Origin of the sequence: Pseudomonas sp. (assembly GCF_041601375.1) — a bacterium.
GTDB lineage: Bacteria > Pseudomonadota > Gammaproteobacteria > Pseudomonadales > Pseudomonadaceae > Aquipseudomonas.
Genome location: NZ_JBFIIG010000094.1, coordinates 1 through 16147, shown reverse-complemented (window position 1 = coordinate 16147; position 16147 = coordinate 1). Strand labels below are relative to the sequence as shown.

General features: G+C 63.1%; 16 protein-coding genes. 1 reads left to right on the top strand and 15 read right to left on the bottom strand.

Translation table 11 applies throughout. The features are described 5' to 3' along the window. Positions 1-367: 367 nt before the first annotated feature. From rpoS to ABZE94_RS13300, 9 genes are all read right to left on the bottom strand, one after another. On the bottom strand, positions 368-1372 hold the full coding sequence (gene rpoS, locus ABZE94_RS13340) for an RNA polymerase sigma factor RpoS (RefSeq protein ID WP_372875997.1): 1005 nt from the start codon (positions 1370-1372) through the stop codon (positions 368-370). Between the two features lie 105 nt (positions 1373-1477). Continuing rightward, complete coding sequence (locus tag ABZE94_RS13335) at positions 1478-2338, bottom strand: peptidoglycan DD-metalloendopeptidase family protein (RefSeq protein WP_372875996.1); 861 nt, start codon at positions 2336-2338, stop codon at positions 1478-1480. A 56-nt stretch (positions 2339-2394) separates the two neighbouring features. Next, on the bottom strand, positions 2395-3333 hold the full coding sequence (locus ABZE94_RS13330; RefSeq protein WP_372875995.1) for a DUF368 domain-containing protein: 939 nt from the start codon (positions 3331-3333) through the stop codon (positions 2395-2397). A gap of 26 nt (positions 3334-3359) precedes the next feature. Further along, positions 3360-3995 carry a protein-L-isoaspartate(D-aspartate) O-methyltransferase gene (locus tag ABZE94_RS13325; protein ID WP_372875998.1) on the bottom strand — a complete coding sequence of 212 codons (636 nt, stop codon included), beginning with the start codon at positions 3993-3995 and terminating at the stop codon, positions 3360-3362. 38 nt (positions 3996-4033) lie between these two features. Beyond that, positions 4034-4783 carry a 5'/3'-nucleotidase SurE gene (gene surE / locus ABZE94_RS13320; protein ID WP_372875994.1) on the bottom strand — a complete coding sequence of 250 codons (750 nt, stop codon included), beginning with the start codon at positions 4781-4783 and terminating at the stop codon, positions 4034-4036. Then, positions 4771-5829: a tRNA pseudouridine(13) synthase TruD gene (gene truD, locus ABZE94_RS13315; protein ID WP_372875993.1), complete on the bottom strand. Its 1059-nt coding sequence runs from the start codon at positions 5827-5829 to the stop codon at positions 4771-4773. The genes surE and truD overlap by 13 nt, the downstream gene beginning before the upstream one ends. Further along, entirely contained in the window at positions 5826-6299 is a 474-nt protein-coding gene (gene ispF / locus ABZE94_RS13310) for a 2-C-methyl-D-erythritol 2,4-cyclodiphosphate synthase (protein WP_372875992.1), read from the bottom strand. Before ispF ends, truD begins: the two co-directional genes overlap by 4 nt. 134 nt (positions 6300-6433) lie before the next feature. Beyond that, positions 6434-7297, bottom strand: a complete 864-nt coding sequence (fghA, locus tag ABZE94_RS13305) for an S-formylglutathione hydrolase (RefSeq protein WP_372875991.1) — start codon at positions 7295-7297, stop codon at positions 6434-6436. 98 nt (positions 7298-7395) lie between these two features. Then, positions 7396-8508, bottom strand: coding sequence for an S-(hydroxymethyl)glutathione dehydrogenase/class III alcohol dehydrogenase (locus tag ABZE94_RS13300; RefSeq protein ID WP_372875990.1), 1113 nt, complete (start codon positions 8506-8508; stop codon positions 7396-7398). A 152-nt stretch (positions 8509-8660) separates the two neighbouring features. Between ABZE94_RS13300 and ABZE94_RS13295 the strand changes: the two genes are divergently transcribed. Beyond that, positions 8661-9551 carry a LysR substrate-binding domain-containing protein gene (locus ABZE94_RS13295; protein WP_372875989.1) on the top strand — a complete coding sequence of 297 codons (891 nt, stop codon included), beginning with the start codon at positions 8661-8663 and terminating at the stop codon, positions 9549-9551. Positions 9552-9764: 213 nt separating this feature from the next. Here ABZE94_RS13295 and ispD read toward each other — a convergent pair whose 3' ends face one another. The 6 genes from ispD to tilS all read right to left on the bottom strand — a co-directional run. Then, positions 9765-10475, bottom strand: coding sequence for a 2-C-methyl-D-erythritol 4-phosphate cytidylyltransferase (ispD, locus tag ABZE94_RS13290; protein ID WP_372875988.1), 711 nt, complete (start codon positions 10473-10475; stop codon positions 9765-9767). Positions 10476-10509: 34 nt separating this feature from the next. After that, positions 10510-10788 (bottom strand): cell division protein FtsB, encoded by a 279-nt coding sequence (ftsB, locus tag ABZE94_RS13285; protein ID WP_372875987.1) that lies wholly within the window; start codon positions 10786-10788, stop codon positions 10510-10512. Positions 10789-10894: 106 nt separating this feature from the next. After that, complete coding sequence (gene eno / locus ABZE94_RS13280) at positions 10895-12184, bottom strand: phosphopyruvate hydratase (RefSeq protein ID WP_372875986.1); 1290 nt, start codon at positions 12182-12184, stop codon at positions 10895-10897. A 146-nt stretch (positions 12185-12330) separates the two neighbouring features. Next, a complete protein-coding gene (gene kdsA / locus ABZE94_RS13275) occupies positions 12331-13176 on the bottom strand; it encodes a 3-deoxy-8-phosphooctulonate synthase (RefSeq protein ID WP_372875985.1) in 846 nt (281 codons plus the stop codon). Between the two features lie 4 nt (positions 13177-13180). Then, on the bottom strand, positions 13181-14812 hold the full coding sequence (locus ABZE94_RS13270; RefSeq protein WP_372875984.1) for a CTP synthase: 1632 nt from the start codon (positions 14810-14812) through the stop codon (positions 13181-13183). A 177-nt stretch (positions 14813-14989) separates the two neighbouring features. Further along, a partial coding sequence (gene tilS, locus ABZE94_RS13265) for a tRNA lysidine(34) synthetase TilS (RefSeq protein ID WP_372875983.1) occupies positions 14990-16147 on the bottom strand: 1158 nt, incomplete at its 5' end.

Below are 16147 nucleotides of genomic sequence, written 5' to 3'. Positions count from 1 at the left end.
GCGGTATTACCCGCCCACTCTTTTGTCCCTATTCCCTGTATTCCCTGCTCATCATCCTGATGAAACCACATCCTGCGGTTGTCCTGGCTGCAATCCGTTGCGGCCTGTGCCAGTCCCTCGGCACAGGTGTAATACTAGCGCTTCCCTGCTTTGCCACAAGCCCGCCAGATACCCTGAATAGCCTAACGCCTGACCGACGTAAAAATTAATAGTCATATAAATCAGTAACTTGCAACACAACCCCGCATTCAAGCAGCGACTTGCCTGCCATTCTTTCCCTTAATCGCTTACACGCCCTGTAAGCGATGACTTACAGGGCATCCACAAAAAACCCGGCCAGCGCCGGGTTTTGCACAACAGGCCAGCGTTACTGGAACAGGGAGTCACTCGACAGGCCGTTCTTTTCCAGGATCTCGCGCAAACGCTTGAGCGCCTCGACCTGAATCTGCCGCACACGCTCGCGCGTCAAGCCGATTTCCTGGCCCACTTCTTCCAGGGTGCAGCTTTCGTGGCCGCGTAATCCGAAACGCCGCACCACCACTTCACGCTGCTTGTCGGTCAACTCGGACAACCATTGATCGATGCTTTGCGAAAGGTCGTCGTCCTGCAGCAACTCGCACGGATCGGTCGGCCGGTCATCGGTCAGGGTATCGAGCAGGGTTTTGTCGGAGTCGGGACCAAGCGAAACATCCACCGAAGAAACCCGCTCATTCAAGCCAAGCATCCGCTTGACCTCACCCACGGGTTTTTCCAGCAGGTTGGCGATCTCTTCGGCCGAAGGCTCGTGGTCGAGCTTCTGGGTCAACTCGCGCGCCGCACGCAGGTAGACATTGAGTTCTTTGACCACGTGGATCGGCAGTCGAATGGTACGGGTCTGATTCATGATCGCCCGTTCGATGGTCTGGCGGATCCACCAGGTCGCATAGGTCGAGAAGCGGAAACCACGCTCCGGATCGAATTTCTCAACCGCACGGATCAAGCCGAGGTTGCCTTCTTCGATCAGGTCGAGCAGCGACAAACCGCGATTGACGTAGCGCCGGGCGATTTTCACAACAAGGCGCAGGTTGCTCTCGATCATGCGTTTACGCCCTGCCGGATCGCCCTTCTGCGCCAGGCGCGCAAAGAAGACCTCTTCCTCAGGGGTGAGCAGCGGGGAAAACCCGATTTCGTTGAGATACAACTGTGTAGCGTCGAGCGCACGGGTGTAATCGATGTACTTATGCTGCTTGCTACTGGATTGCTTGGCTTTAGTGCGAGCGAGTGGCTTTTCCGCCGCCTCATTCGATACATCACCCAAGACGATACCAGACTCCATCAAGAGCACTTCATCATCGACGTCAAACTCCGGCGCTTCTTTTGGATTGAGTGCCATTATTCTTGTCCCTTGCTGAGTTCGACAGCAAGCTCGGGTGGCACCTGCATCCCTGGCAACACCTGAGCCCGTCCTGCCCACGCAATAGTACGGACGAGCGACAGATCAACGGCCTGGCAAGTATTGCAGCGGATCCACGGGCTTTCCCTGGCGGCGAATTTCAAAATGAAGCTTCACCCGGTCGGCTCCTGTGGAACCCATCTCGGCAATCGTTTGCCCTGCTTTGACCTGCTGTCCCTCCTGAACCAGCAGCCTGCGGTTGTGTCCGTAGGCACTTACGTAGGTATCGCTGTGTTTGATGATCACCAACTCGCCGTAGCCCCGTAAACCACTCCCGGCGTACACCACTGATCCATCAGACGCAGCTAAAACAGGCTGTCCCAAATCACCGGCGATATCAATGCCTTTATTCAAACTTCCGTTTGAAGAGAATCGCCCTATTACCGCACCGCTGGCAGGCCAGGCCCAGCCTGACGCCGAGCGCTGGACAGAGTGCACGGGCGTCGTCGCCGGAGTGGCCTTGATGGGCACGGATGGCTTGGCCTGTGCTCGGACAGCAGGGGCCTGAAGCGGCGCAATCGGTCGAGCGACGGCGGCCGGTCGGGTCACTGGCGGTGCGGCGGCCACTACAGGCCCACGCACAGGCCGACGACCGTCGAAGCGAATGACCTGGCCAACCCGTATCAGGTAAGGCGGAGCAATGCCATTACGCGCTGCCAGGGCTTTCCAGTCCCAGCCGAAGCGAAAGGCGATCGAATAGAGGGTATCGCCGCGCCGCACCACATAGTGGCCGCTGGTCACCGGCTGGCGCTGCTGTGCCGCCGCACTCCGGTTATTCCGATCGACAACCTGCACACCACCTGGCGGTGGGCTGACGCAGCCGGCCAGAAGCGCACCGATAACCAGGCCACCCAACAGGTTCCGAGCGCTGCTGCATAGTCGCGGTTGAATGGCAGTGAAACTCACCCATGTCTCCCTTCGTTGCTAGTGGCGTCTGCTGACTGGCGCGTATTGTGCCGCAATTACTCGGCGCAGCCACTGCTTTGCTGACGCCGACCGGCCAGCCATTCCAACCCAAGCACCAGCAGCACTCCGCCCAGTGCCAAAAGAATAGCCAAGAGCAGCTGTGGATCCTGCCCACTGACTTCGGCGAAACGCCCCGGCAAGAGGTTGACCTGCAGCAGCGGCACCTGCTGCCCATGACTGTCGGCGCGCCAGATGAGGGTTTCCTTCCACGGCCAGAGCTTGTTCAGCGAGCCCAGCATCAACCCGGTCAACAACGCCAGGGTCAGGTCGCGCCAACGCACCAACAGCCAACGCAGCAACCCGGCGAAGCTGACGATCCCCACCAGACAGCCACTGGCGAAGAGTGCCAGCACGTTGATATCCAGGCCTTTGACCGCTCCGAGAATGAAGGGATACAGGCCCAGCAGCAACAGGATGAAGCTACCGGATATGCCCGGCAGAATCATCGCGCAGATGGCAATCGAACCGGCGAAGAAAATACTCAGCGAATCGGTGCCCCACTGCATGGGCGAGGCAACCGTGATCCAGTAGGCGAAGGCCGCCCCCGTGGCGAAACTGACGAAGCGGCTCCAGTTCCAGCGCTGGATGTCCCGCGCCACCAGATGTGAAGAGACCAGAATCAAGCCGAAGAAGAACGACCATACCGGGATCGGATGCTCGGCCAGCAGGAAGGTGATCACCCGCGCCAGGCTGAGCACGCTGGCCAGAATGCCAGCCAGCAGCACCAGCAGGAAGGTCGCATTGGCAGTCTGCCAGGCGGCGCGGATGCGCCCGCGCATGAGCAGGCCCAAAGCGGCGGGCACGCTGGCTATCGAGCGCAACAGTTCATCGTAGATGCCGCTGATAAAGGCGACGGTGCCGCCGGAAACGCCAGGCACCACATCGGCCGCGCCCATGGCAATGCCCTTGGCGAAGAGCAGGATATGTTTCTTCATGGATCCTTCCAGTCAAACGATAAAGATCAGGCCAGGGGCCCATTGAGCAAGGGGACGAAACGCACGGCATCCAGCACATGCCTGGCAAACCCCTGCTCCTCGCGGACGATCAGCAGCAGCTGCTGCACATCGCCGGCACCGACCGGAATCACCAGGCGTCCGCCCGGAGCCAACTGGTCGAGCAGGGCCTGGGGCACCTCGCTGGCGGCAGCGGTGACGATGATACCGTTGTAGGGCGCCAGGGCCGGCCAGCCCTCCCAGCCATCGCCCCAGCGGAACACCACATTGCGCAGGTTCAACTCGGCCATGCGTTCCTTGGCCCTGTCCTGCAGCCCCTGAATGCGCTCGACGCTGAATATCCGCTCGACCAGCTGGGCGAGAATGGCCGTCTGATAACCGGACCCGGTACCAATTTCCAGCACCTTGTCCAGGGGGCCGGCGGCCAGCAACAACTCGCTCATGCGCGCCACCATGTAGGGCTGCGAGATGGTCTGGTTGTGGCCGATCGGCAGTGCGGTGTCTTCGTAGGCGCGATGGGCCAGGGCCTCGTCGACGAACAGGTGGCGCGGCGTGCGCCGGATCGCTTCCAACACCTGGGCGTTGGACAGTCCCTCTTCGTACAGCCGCTGAATCAGCCGCTCGCGAGTCCGCTGCGAGGTCATGCCGATACCACGATGCAGTTCGTCTTGCTCACGCCTCATCAGAGCAAACCCTCCAGCCAGGGTTGCAGGCTGCCGAGACCGTCCTGGAAGGTACGATCGAGCTGCAAGGGCGTAACGGAAACGAAGCCCTGCATCACCGCATGGAAATCCGTGCCCGGCCCACCGTCCTCGGCATCGCCGGCGACCGCAATCCAGTAGCCCTCCTTGCCGCGCGGATTGGTCACCTTGACCGGGGCGGCCGCACGGGCACGATGGCCCAGGCGAGTCAGCTGGATACCGCGGATATGTTCCAGCGGCAGGTTGGGGATATTCACGTTGAACACGGTGCGCGGCGGCAGATCCAGCTGTTCATGCGCCTCGACCAGCTTGCGCGCGAAGTAGGCGGCGGTCGCCAGATTATCCGGCTGGCGTGAAAGCAGGGAGAACGCAAACGCCGGACGACTCAGAAAGCGCCCTTCCAGCGCGGCAGCCACCGTGCCGGAATAGAGCACGTCATCGCCCAGATTGGCCCCCAGGTTGATGCCCGCCACCACCAGATCGGCGACATTCTCCAGCAGCCCGTTCAAGCCCAGGTGCACACAATCGGTGGGCGTGCCGTTGAGGCTGATAAAGCCGTTGGGCAAGGTGCAAGGGTGCAGCGGACGGTCGAGGGTCAGCGAACTGCTGGCGCCACTTCTGTCCTGATCGGGCGCGATCACCGCGCACTCGGCATAATCGGCCAGGGCAGCATGCAGCGCGGCTAGGCCCGGCGCGGCCACGCCGTCATCGTTGGAAATCAGAATACGCATGGGTTGTCCGTCTGCCCTGCAGGCAACAGATCGACAAGCTCGCGCACCAAGACGGTGGCAAAGCATCCAGCCGGCAGGACGAATTCCAGTTGCAGAATGTCAGGCTCGGGATAATGCCACGTCAAACCGCCGATGGGGAGGCGCAGGATACGCCGCTCGTGCGTCATGCCCGCTTCTGCCAACCAGTCGACCAGGGCGCGCTCATCCTCGGCGACCTTCTGCTCCAGGCCCTGGGCGACGCCACCGGCGGTCGAGACACCCGCGCCCCACAAGGGTCCGGTCGGGTGCAGGTCGAGAATCGCCAGGCGTGGATCGCTGCACTCGGCCTCTCCAGCCGGGAAAAAGCTGCGACTATCGGTAAAGGCCAGCAGGTCGCCGGGCAATGCCTGATTCCAGGTACCCGCCGCCACGCGCTCAGCCAGCACCCGATTGAACAGGAAGCTGCGCGCCGCCGAGAGCACGCGCGAACGCACGTTGCGCTGCTCGGGCAAGCTCTGGCGCTCGGCGAAATGCCGCGCATGGGCGATATTGCCGCCCTCGAAGCCGAAGCGCTGCGAACCGAAGTAGTTGGGAATGCCCTGGGCGGCTATCTGCGTCAGGCGCTGCTGCAGAGCCGCGCGATCCGCATCCAGCTGGGTCAGGCGCAGGGTGAAGCCGTTGGCCGCATGCGCACCGCGCTGCAATTTACGCGAGTGACGCACCTGCTTGAGGATGCTCAGGCTGGCATCCTCGGCGGCCCCCAGCGCCGGATCGGCCTTGCCCGGCAGGTGCAGACTGAACCATTGGCGGGTCAACGCCTGGCGATCCTTGAGCCCGGCATAGCTGATCATGCGCAGCGGCACGCCGGCGGCGCGGGCGATACGCCGCGCGGCGTCCTCGGTATTCAGGCCGCGCTTTTCCACCCACAGCCAGAGGTGCTCACCCTCACCAGCCAGGGGAATATCCAGCACCTCGTCGACCTGGAAGTCTTCCGCCACGGCCTTGAGCAGCGCCGTACCGCAAGGCGCGCCATGGCCACGGGGACCGAGCAGTTCGAGTTCGTTCATCGGGCCACCAACAGCGCGACGGCATGCACCGCGATGCCTTCTTCGCGGCCGGTGAAGCCGAGTTTCTCGGTGGTGGTGGCCTTGACGTTGACCGCATCCGGCGCGACCTGCAGATCCTCGGCGATCAGAGCGCACATGGCCTCGATGTGCGGCGCCATCTTCGGCGCCTGGGCGACTATGGTGGCGTCGACATTAGCCACCTGCCAGCCTTTGGCCTGCAGCAAACCCAGGACATGGCGCAGCAGCGTGCGACTGTCGGCGCCCTTGAAGGCCGGATCGGTATCGGGGAAGTGCCGGCCGATATCGCCCAGTGCCGCGGCGCCGAGCAAAGCATCGGCGAGCGCATGCAGCAGCACATCGCCATCGGAATGAGCGATCAGCCCGGAACTGTGGGGAATCCGTACACCGCCGAGGGTAATGAACTCACCCTCGCCAAACCGATGTACGTCGTAGCCGTGGCCAATACGCATAGTGCTCTTCATGGAAAATCAGGCCCTGCAAAAGTCAGGGCGTGATTTTAACTGAAAGCGGCAAGCTAGGAGCTATAAGCTGCAAGCCTGGCGCTATCTCGGATAGCGCCAGGCTTTTTGCTCTTGCCTGCAGCTTATGGCTTGTGGCTCGCCTCTGTCGCCAGGGCGGCCGCATGGTGCCGCAGGTGGTCCTCGATGAAGCTGGCGATGAAGTAGTAGCTGTGGTCATAGCCGGGCTGCAGGCGCAGGGCCAGCGGATGCCCGAACGCCTTGGCGGCCGCTTCCAGAGCCTCAGGTTTAAGCTGGTTCTCCAGGAAGTCGTCGCGATCGCCCTGATCCACCAGGATCGGCAAGCGCTCACTGGCTTCGGCGAGCAGCGCGCAGGCGTCCCACTCCTTCCAGCGCGAGCGATCCTCGCCGAGATAACGCGACAGCGCCTTCTCGCCCCAAGGGCAGTTCATCGGGTTGGTGATCGGTGAAAACGCCGACAGCGACAGGTAGCGCCCCGGATTGCGTAGCGCGCAGACCAGCGCCCCGTGGCCGCCCATGGAGTGACCGGAGATACCGCGACGATCGGAAACCGGGAAGCTGGCCTCGATCAGCGCCGGCAGCTCGCTCACCACATAGTCGTGCATACGGTAATTGCGTGCCCAGGGCTCCTGTGTGGCGTTGACGTAGAAGCCCGCGCCCTTGCCAAAGTCCCAGGCATTCTCGGGGTCACCCGGCACATCATCGCCACGCGGGCTGGTGTCCGGCGCCACTATGACCAGACCCAGCTCGGCAGCCAGCCGCAAGGCACCGGCCTTTTGCATGAAGTTCTCGTCGGTGCACGTTAGCCCCGACAGCCAGTACAGCACCGGTAGCTTGGCGCCCTGCTCTGCCTGCGGCGGCAGGTAGACGGCGAACACCATGTCGCAGTTGAGCGTGGTGGAGCGATGGCGGTAACGCTTGTGCCAGCCGCCAAAGCTCTTCTGGCAAGAGATGTTTTCCAGAGTCATAGACCCTCCGGGCAGCTTCAAGCGCCAAGCCGCCAGCACATCGGCGCGGTCACCCGCGCCATGCGTTTGCTTGCAGCTTATGGCTTGCAGCTTGCCGCTTAAAAATGAATGACGGTACGGATGCTCTTGCCTTCGTGCATCAGCTCAAAGGCCTCGTTGATCTGCTCCAGACCCATGTTGTGGGTGATGAAGGTGTCCAGCGGGATTTCACCCTTCTGCGATTTCTCGACATAACCCGGCAGTTCGGTACGGCCCTTGACGCCACCGAAGGCGCTACCGCGCCAGACGCGACCGGTCACCAGCTGGAACGGACGGGTGCTGATCTCGGCACCGGCCGGCGCCACGCCGATGATGGTCGACTCGCCCCAGCCCTTGTGGCAGCACTCCAGTGCCGCACGCATCAGCTGCACGTTGCCGATGCACTCGAAGCTGTAGTCGACGCCGCCGTCGGTCATTTCGACGATGACTTCCTGGATCGGCTTGGCGTGGTCCTTGGGATTGACGAAGTCGGTCAAGCCCAGCTCACGGGCCACGGCTTCCTTGCCCGGGTTGATGTCGATACCGATGATGCGCGAGGCCTTGGCCATCTTGGCGCCGATAATGGCCGCCAGACCGATACCACCCAGACCGAAGATGGCCACGGTGGCGCCCTCTTCCACCTTGGCGGTGTTAAGCACCGCGCCGATACCGGTGGTCACGCCGCAGCCCAGCAGGCAGACCTTGTCCAACGGCGCTTCTTTCGGGATCACCGCGACCGAGACTTCCGGCAGCACGGTGTACTCGGAGAAGGTCGAGCAGCCCATGTAGTGGTAGATCGGCTGACCTTCGTAGGAGAAGCGGCTGGTGCCGTCCGGCATCAGACCCTTGCCCTGAGTGGCGCGCACCGAGCTGCACAGGTTGGTCTTGTTGGATTTGCAGAATTTGCACTCGCCGCACTCGGCGGTGTACAGCGGGATCACGTGGTCACCCACCTTCACCGAGGTGACGCCTTCGCCGACGGCTTCGACGATGCCACCGCCCTCATGACCGAGCACGCAGGGGAACACGCCCTCGGAGTCCTGACCAGACAGGGTGTAAGCGTCAGTGTGGCAAACGCCGGTGGCGACGATGCGCACCAGCACCTCGCCGGCCTTCGGCGGCGCGACATCGATCTCGACGATCTTCAGCGGCTCGTTGGGGCCGAAAGCGACGGCAGCACGGGACTTGATCATGAAAGCTCTCCTGCGGGTTTGGACAGTGACCTGCAGTCTAAATCAACATGAAACAGAGATAATCCGGCAAATATCAAAACATTATTGCCATTCAGGGATAATGGCGGCACGATCCGCTGCATCCCTGATACAGCATTGGGACAGGAGACCGCATGAGCCGCTGGGAAGGACTGGATGAATTCGTCGCCGTGGCCGAGTGCGGTCAATTCACCGCCGCCGCCGAACGCCTGGGCCTGTCCTCCTCGCAGGTCAGCCGCCAGGTCGCGCGCCTGGAAGAGCGCCTGCAAACCCGCCTGTTCTACCGCAGCACCCGACGTGTGGCACTGACCGAAGCAGGGCAAACCTTCCTGCAACATTGCCAGCGCCTGCAGGATGCCCGCGAAGAAGCCCTGCGTGCGGTCGGCGACCTGGGCAGCGAACCCAAGGGCCTGCTGCGCATGACCTGTGCCGTGGCCTACGGCGAGCGCTTTATCGTGCCGCTGGTGACGGACTTCATGACCCGTTACCCGCAACTGCGGGTGGACATAGAACTGAGCAACCGCAACCTGGATCTGGTGCATGAAGGCCTGGACCTGGCCATTCGCCTGGGCCGCCTGCAGGATTCGCGGCTGGTCGCCACCCGCCTGGCCCCCCGGCGCATGTACCTGTGCGCCGCACCGGACTACCTGCAGCGCTACGGCCGCCCGCACAGCCTGTCGGAACTCGGCCGGCACAACTGCCTGATCGGCAGCTCGGATACCTGGAGCTTTCAGCTCAACGGCCGTGAAGCCGCACAACGCGTGCAAGGCAACTGGCGCTGCAACAGCGGCCAGGCGGTGCTCGATGCGGCCTTGCGCGGCCTGGGCTTGTGTCAGCTGCCGGACTACTACGTACTGGAGCATTTGCGCAGCGGCGCCCTGGTGTCCCTGCTGGAGAACCAACAGCAACCCAACACCGCGGTCTGGGCACTCTACCCCCAGCAACGGCATCTATCGCCGAAAGTGCGACAACTGGTGGACGCGCTGAAAACAGGGCTGGCACAGCGCAGCGAATACAGCCCGTGATGGCGCAGCCTGCGGAGGCCATAGCGTAGGGTGGGTCAGCCGCATACGGCAATTACCCGACATCAGGCCACAGGGGGCGCGGCGTAACCCACCATCGGCGCAACACGGACGATCGCGTGGCGGGCCACGATCGCCATCTAGTGATCGGCCGGCGTACCGCGCCGCCAACCCACCCTACGAAGCTGCGCTCAACCTATCCTTCTACGTTCGAGTTCAGCGGCGCCCCGCCCAGTGCTGACGCAGCCAGTCGAGGTCTTCGGGCCGGGTCACCTTGAGGTTATCGGCGCGGCCCTCGATCAGGCGCGGCGCCTGCCCGGACCACTCGACAGCCGACGCCTCATCGGTAATCGCCACCCCGGCAGCCAACGCCTGCGCCAGCGCGCGGTGCAGCAAGCCGAGGCGGAACATCTGCGGCGTATAGGCCTGCCAGATTGGCGAACGATCGACGGTCTGCAGCACCCGCCCGTCGGCTCCGGCCCGCTTCAAGGTGTCGCGCACGGGCACTGCGAGCAGGCCGCCGACCGGATCATCGGCCAGCTGCACGAGCAGCAGATCCAGATCCGCACGCGCCAGATTGGGCCGCGCCGCATCGTGCACCAACACCCAGTCGCTGTCCTGCGCGCCCAGCTCTTGCAGACGCTGCAAACCCTTGAGCACCGAATCCGCACGCTCGCGACCACCCTCGGCGCGAGCGATACGCGGATCCTGCGCACAAGCCAGGGACGACCAGTAGGGGTCATCGGGCGCCAGGCTGACCACCACGCCGTGCAACCGGGGGTGATCGAGAAAGCAGGCCAGGCTGTGCTCAAGGATGGTCTTACCCGCCAGTTCCAGGTATTGCTTGGGCCGGTCGGCAGCCATGCGGCTGCCAACCCCGGCGGCGGGGATCAGAACCCAGAAATGCGCTAATGCGGACGTTTTCATTCGGTTAGCTGGCTGCCATTCGGTCAGTTGGTCGTCACTCGGTCAGCTGGTAGAGCGTCTCGCCCTCTTTGACCATGCCCAGCTCATGCCGGGCGCGCTCCTCGACGGTTTCCATGCCCTTTTTCAATTCCATGACTTCCGCCTCGAGAATCCGATTGCGCTCCAGCAGACGCTGATTCGCCCCCTGCTGATCGGCAATCTGCTGCTTCAGGTCGGTGGCCTGCGCCAGGCTGCCATCGCCCACCCACAGGCGATACTGCAGGCCAACCAGCAGCAGAATCAGGACGACTAATAACCAGTAAGGACTACGCATGACAGTAAAAGCATCCCAACGAAAAGAGGGGCGACTCGCGCCGCCCCTCTTTTACCATGACTCGACCGCTCGGCGAAAACGCCGCGAGCGAAGCTCGCAGCAGTTTTTAGCCACGAAACTCGGCGCGGCCGCGATACGGCGCCTTGCCCGCCAACTGCTCTTCGATACGCAGCAATTGGTTGTACTTGGACACCCGATCGGAGCGGCACAACGAGCCGGTCTTGATCTGGCCGGCAGCAGTACCCACGGCCAGGTCGGCGATGGTCGAGTCTTCGGTTTCACCGCTGCGGTGCGAGATCACCGCACTGTAGCCGGCCGCCTTGGCCATCTGGATGGCTTCCAGGGTCTCGGTCAGGGTGCCGATCTGATTGAACTTGATCAGGATCGAGTTGGCGATACCCTTGTCGATGCCTTCCTTGAGGATCTTGGTGTTGGTCACGAACAGGTCGTCGCCGACCAGCTGCATCTTGCCGCCGAGCTTTTCGGTGTGGACTTTCCAGCCGGCCCAGTCGGACTCGTCCATACCGTCTTCGATGGAGATGATCGGGTAACGCTCGGCCAGGCCGGCCAGGTAATCGCTGAAGCCGGCAGCGTCGAAGACCTTGCCTTCGCCGGCCAGGTCGTACTTGCCGCCTTCGAAGAACTCGCTGGACGCGCAATCCAGGGCCAGGGTGACGTCGTCGCCCAGCTTGTAGCCGGCGTTGGCCACGGCCTCGGCAATGGCGGCCAGGGCGTCTTCGTTGGAGGTCAGGTTCGGCGCGAAACCACCTTCATCACCCACCGAGGTGCTCAGGCCACGGGCCTTGAGTACGGCCTTGAGGTGATGGAAGATCTCGGTGCCCATGCGCAGCGCGTCGGCGAAGGTCTTGGCGCCTACCGGCTGGACCATGAACTCCTGGATGTCGACGTTGTTGTCGGCATGCTCGCCGCCATTGATGATGTTCATCATCGGCACCGGCATGGAATAGACGCCCGGCGTGCCATTGAGGTTGGCGATGTGTGCATAGAGCGGCAGATCGCTGTCCTGGGCGGCGGCCTTGGCGGCGGCCAGGGACACCGCGAGAATGGCGTTGGCGCCCAGTGTGGCTTTGTTCTCGGTGCCGTCGAGGGCGATCATCGCGCGATCCAGGGCTTGCTGGTCGAGCGGATCCTTGCCCAGCAACAGGTCACGAATCGGACCGTTGATATTGGCTACGGCCTTGAGTACGCCCTTGCCCAGATAACGGCTCTTGTCGCCATCTCGCAGTTCCAGCGCTTCGCGCGAACCAGTGGAAGCACCGGACGGCGCACAGGCGCTGCCGATGATGCCGTTATCGAGGATCACATCGGCTTCCACGGTCGGGTTGCCACGGGAGTCGAGAACCTCACGGCCTTTGATGTCGACGATCTTTGCCATTGCGTTTAGCACTCCAAAAAAGTTGACGAAAAGGGTAGCACCGAGCTGCACACTCATTGCGCGCCTGAGGGGACTCCAGCGCGCAACATGTACCGACTATTCAGTTAGATTGTATACAAACAGCACTTTAACGCAGAATTGCCGTTTCAGGCAGTCTCGATCGGCGCAAAATTCTTGATCAGATCATCCAGCTGCTTGAGCTGGGTGAGGAAGGGTTCCAGCTTGTCCAGGCGCAAGGCGCAAGGGCCATCGCACTTGGCGTTGTCCGGATCCGGATGCGCTTCGAGGAACAGCCCGGCCAAGCCCTGGCTCATGCCGGCCTTGGCCAGGTCGGTGACCTGGGCACGCCGGCCACCGGCCGAATCGGCACGCCCACCCGGCATCTGCAGGGCGTGGGTGACGTCGAAGAACACCGGGTAGTTGGTCTGCTTCATGATGCCGAAGCCGAGCATGTCCACCACCAGGTTGTTGTAGCCGAAGGAGCTGCCGCGCTCGCAGAGGATCAACTGATCGTTGCCGGCTTCGACACACTTGGCCAGGATATGTTTCATCTCCTGGGGCGCGAGGAACTGGGCTTTCTTGATATTGATCACCGCACCGGTCTTGGCCATCGCCACCACTAGGTCGGTCTGGCGCGAGAGAAACGCCGGCAACTGGATGATGTCGCACACGTCCGCCACCGGCTGCGCCTGCTGCGGTTCGTGAACATCGGTGATCAGCGGCACGCCGAAGGTCCGCTTCACTTCCTCGAAGATCTTCATGCCCTCTTCCAGGCCGGGGCCGCGGAAGGAGTTGATCGAGGAGCGGTTGGCCTTGTCGAAGCTGGCCTTGAACACGAAGGGAATACCCAGCTTCTCGGTAACCCGCACATATTCTTCGCAGGCGCGCATGGCCAGATCGCGCGACTCGATGACGTTGATGCCGCCGAACAGGACGAAGGGCTTGTCGTTGGCGATCTCGATGGCGCCGACCTTGATGATCTTCTGGGTCATGTCCTTATGCCTTCTTCGCGTGCTGCGCCAGGGCGGCGTTGACGAAACCGCTGAACAGCGGGTGACCGTCGCGCGGCGTCGAGGTGAACTCCGGGTGGAACTGGCAGGCGACGAACCACGGATGATCCGGCGCCTCCACCACTTCGACCAGGGCACCGTCGCCGGAACGGCCGGTGATCTTGAGGCCGGCCTCGACCAATTGCGGCAGCAGGTTGTTGTTCACTTCATAGCGATGGCGATGACGCTCGACTATCACGTCCTTGCCGTAGCACTGATGCACTTGCGAGCCGCCGAGCAGCTGGCAGTCCTGAGCCCCGAGGCGCATGGTGCCGCCCAGGTCGGAGGCATTGTCGCGCTGCTCGGTGACGCCGGTGGCGTCCTGCCACTCGGTAATCAGGCCAACCACCGGATGAGTGCTGCTGGCGTCGAACTCGGTGGAGTTGGCATCGCTCCAGCCCAGCACATTGCGGGCGAACTCGATCACCGCGACCTGCATGCCGAGGCAGATACCCAGGTAGGGAATCTTGTTCTCGCGGGCATACTGCACGGCGGTGACCTTGCCTTCCACGCCGCGCAGGCCGAAGCCGCCGGGCACCAGAATGGCATCGACGCCTTCGAGCAGGGCGGTGCCCTGGTTCTCGATGTCTTCGGAATCGATATAGCGCAGGTTGACCTTGGTGCGGTTCTGGATGCCGGCATGGCTCATCGCTTCGATCAGCGACTTGTAGGCATCCAGCAGTTCCATGTACTTGCCGACCATGGCGATGGTGACTTCATGCTCCGGGTTGAGCTTGGCGTCGACCACCCGCTCCCACTCGGACAGATCGGCACCGCCGCACTCCAGGCCGAAACGCTCGACGACGAAATCGTCCAGCCCCTGGGCATGCAGCACGCCCGGTATCCGGTAGATGGTGTCGACGTCTTCCAGGGAAATCACCGCACGCTCTTCGACGTTGGTGAACAGGGCAATCTTGCGCCGCGAGGAGATATCCACCGGATGGTCGGAGCGGCAGATCAGCACGTCCGGCTGCAGGCCGATGGAACGCAATTCCTTCACCGAGTGCTGGGTCGGCTTGGTCTTGGTCTCGCCGGCGGTGGCGATATAGGGCACCAGGGTCAGGTGCATCAGCATGGCGCGCTTGGCGCCCACTTCCACGCGCAGCTGGCGAATGGCTTCGAGGAACGGCTGCGACTCGATGTCGCCCACGGTGCCGCCGATCTCGACCATGGCCACGTCGGCATCGCCGGCGCCCTTGATGATGCGGCGCTTGATCTCGTCGGTGATGTGCGGGATGACCTGAATGGTCGCGCCCAGGTAATCGCCACGGCGCTCTTTGCGCAGCACGTGCTCGTAAACCCGGCCGGTGGTGAAGTTGTTGTCCTGGGTCATGGTGGTGCGGATGAACCGCTCGTAGTGGCCCAGGTCGAGGTCGGTCTCGGCACCGTCGTGGGTGACGAACACCTCACCGTGCTGGAACGGGCTCATGGTGCCCGGATCGACGTTGATATAGGGATCCAGCTTGAGCATCGTGACCTTCAGGCCCCGCGCCTCCAGGATAGCCGCCAATGAAGCCGAGGCGATGCCTTTCCCCAATGAAGAAACAACACCACCCGTGACGAAGATGAAGCGCGTCATGAAAAACCCTAGAAGTCTGCGTTTAGGCGGTCAGCGCCGCCGGGGAAAGCGAAGGAAGGCCGAAGCCACAACCACGCACAGGGCGCAATTGGCAAGCCGTTGCCGACTCCATTTCCTTGACGAAAAGGGGCCTGCAAAAGCTCTGGTAAGACGGGAGCGTAGTCTACCGGAAAGGCCTTAGCAGCTCAAACCTTGATCATCCATCGGTGGCTGCCAACTGAGTCGCCATTGGCCATCACCCGCCCCGTCCAGGCCGGCCAGATTGGCCACGGCGCGCAGCTCGCCATTGCACAGCAACAGGGGCAAGCGCGGGCGGACAAAGGCCGGCACCTGCCGCTCGTTGAGCAAGCGCTTCAGATCACGATGACCGCGCCCGGCCAAGCTCATCACCTCGCCCCCCTGGCGATAGGCCAGGCGCCAGTCGCCGGCAGGCAAGCGCCCCTCGATGCGCACGCAACCATTGCCTGCCAGCGACAACCAGCGTCCAGGAGCGAGTCGAACCTCAGGCGCGGGCGGCATGCGCAGCCAGTCGCCGCTGAGCCACCACAACCGCTGATCGGCCCGGCGCAATTCGCCTGCCGCCAGACGCCAGACCGGGGTGGCGTCGCCGGCCGCATCGCGCAGCGCCTGCCAACCGGCCCAGTGCTCGCTGTCCGGCATCGGGGTCAGGCGGCGCAACCAGTAGCGCAAGGCGTTGCGCTGCCGGGCATCGCTCAGCGCCCGCAACGGCCCCAGGGACAGGCTCGGCAGCTCGAGCCAGGCATATTCGCAGGGCCCCTGTGCAACCTGCAGATCCTGCTGCGCCAGCTCATCGAGCAGTTGCCCAGCCTCGCCCAGATGCTCGGCGGCACGAGCAAGACTGGCAGTCGCCTGCGGCCAGCGCCTGGTGAGTAACGGCAAAACCTGGTGGCGCAAGTAGTTGCGCGAGAAGCGGCTATCGGCATTCGACGGATCTTCCACCCAGCGCAGCCGGTGCTCGTCGGCATAGGCCTGCAACTCGGCGCGGGAACAGCTCAACAGCGGCCGCAACAGGTGCCCGGCACCGAGCGGCCGACTCGCCGGCATGGCCGCCAGCCCCTGCACGCCGGCACCGCGCAGCAGGCGAAACAGCAAGGTCTCCGCCTGATCGTCGCGATGCTGCGCCGCCAGCAGAACCTCGTCAGCAGCGAGCAGCGTGCGAAAAGCCGCATAACGGGCCTGCCGCGCGGCGCGCTCGATACTGGCGCCCGGCTGCACCTGCACATAGTCCACCCGCAGCGGCACACCCAGCTCATCACACAGGCGACGGCAAGCCGCCGGCCAGCTATCGGCAAGCGCCTGCAGACCGTGATGAAT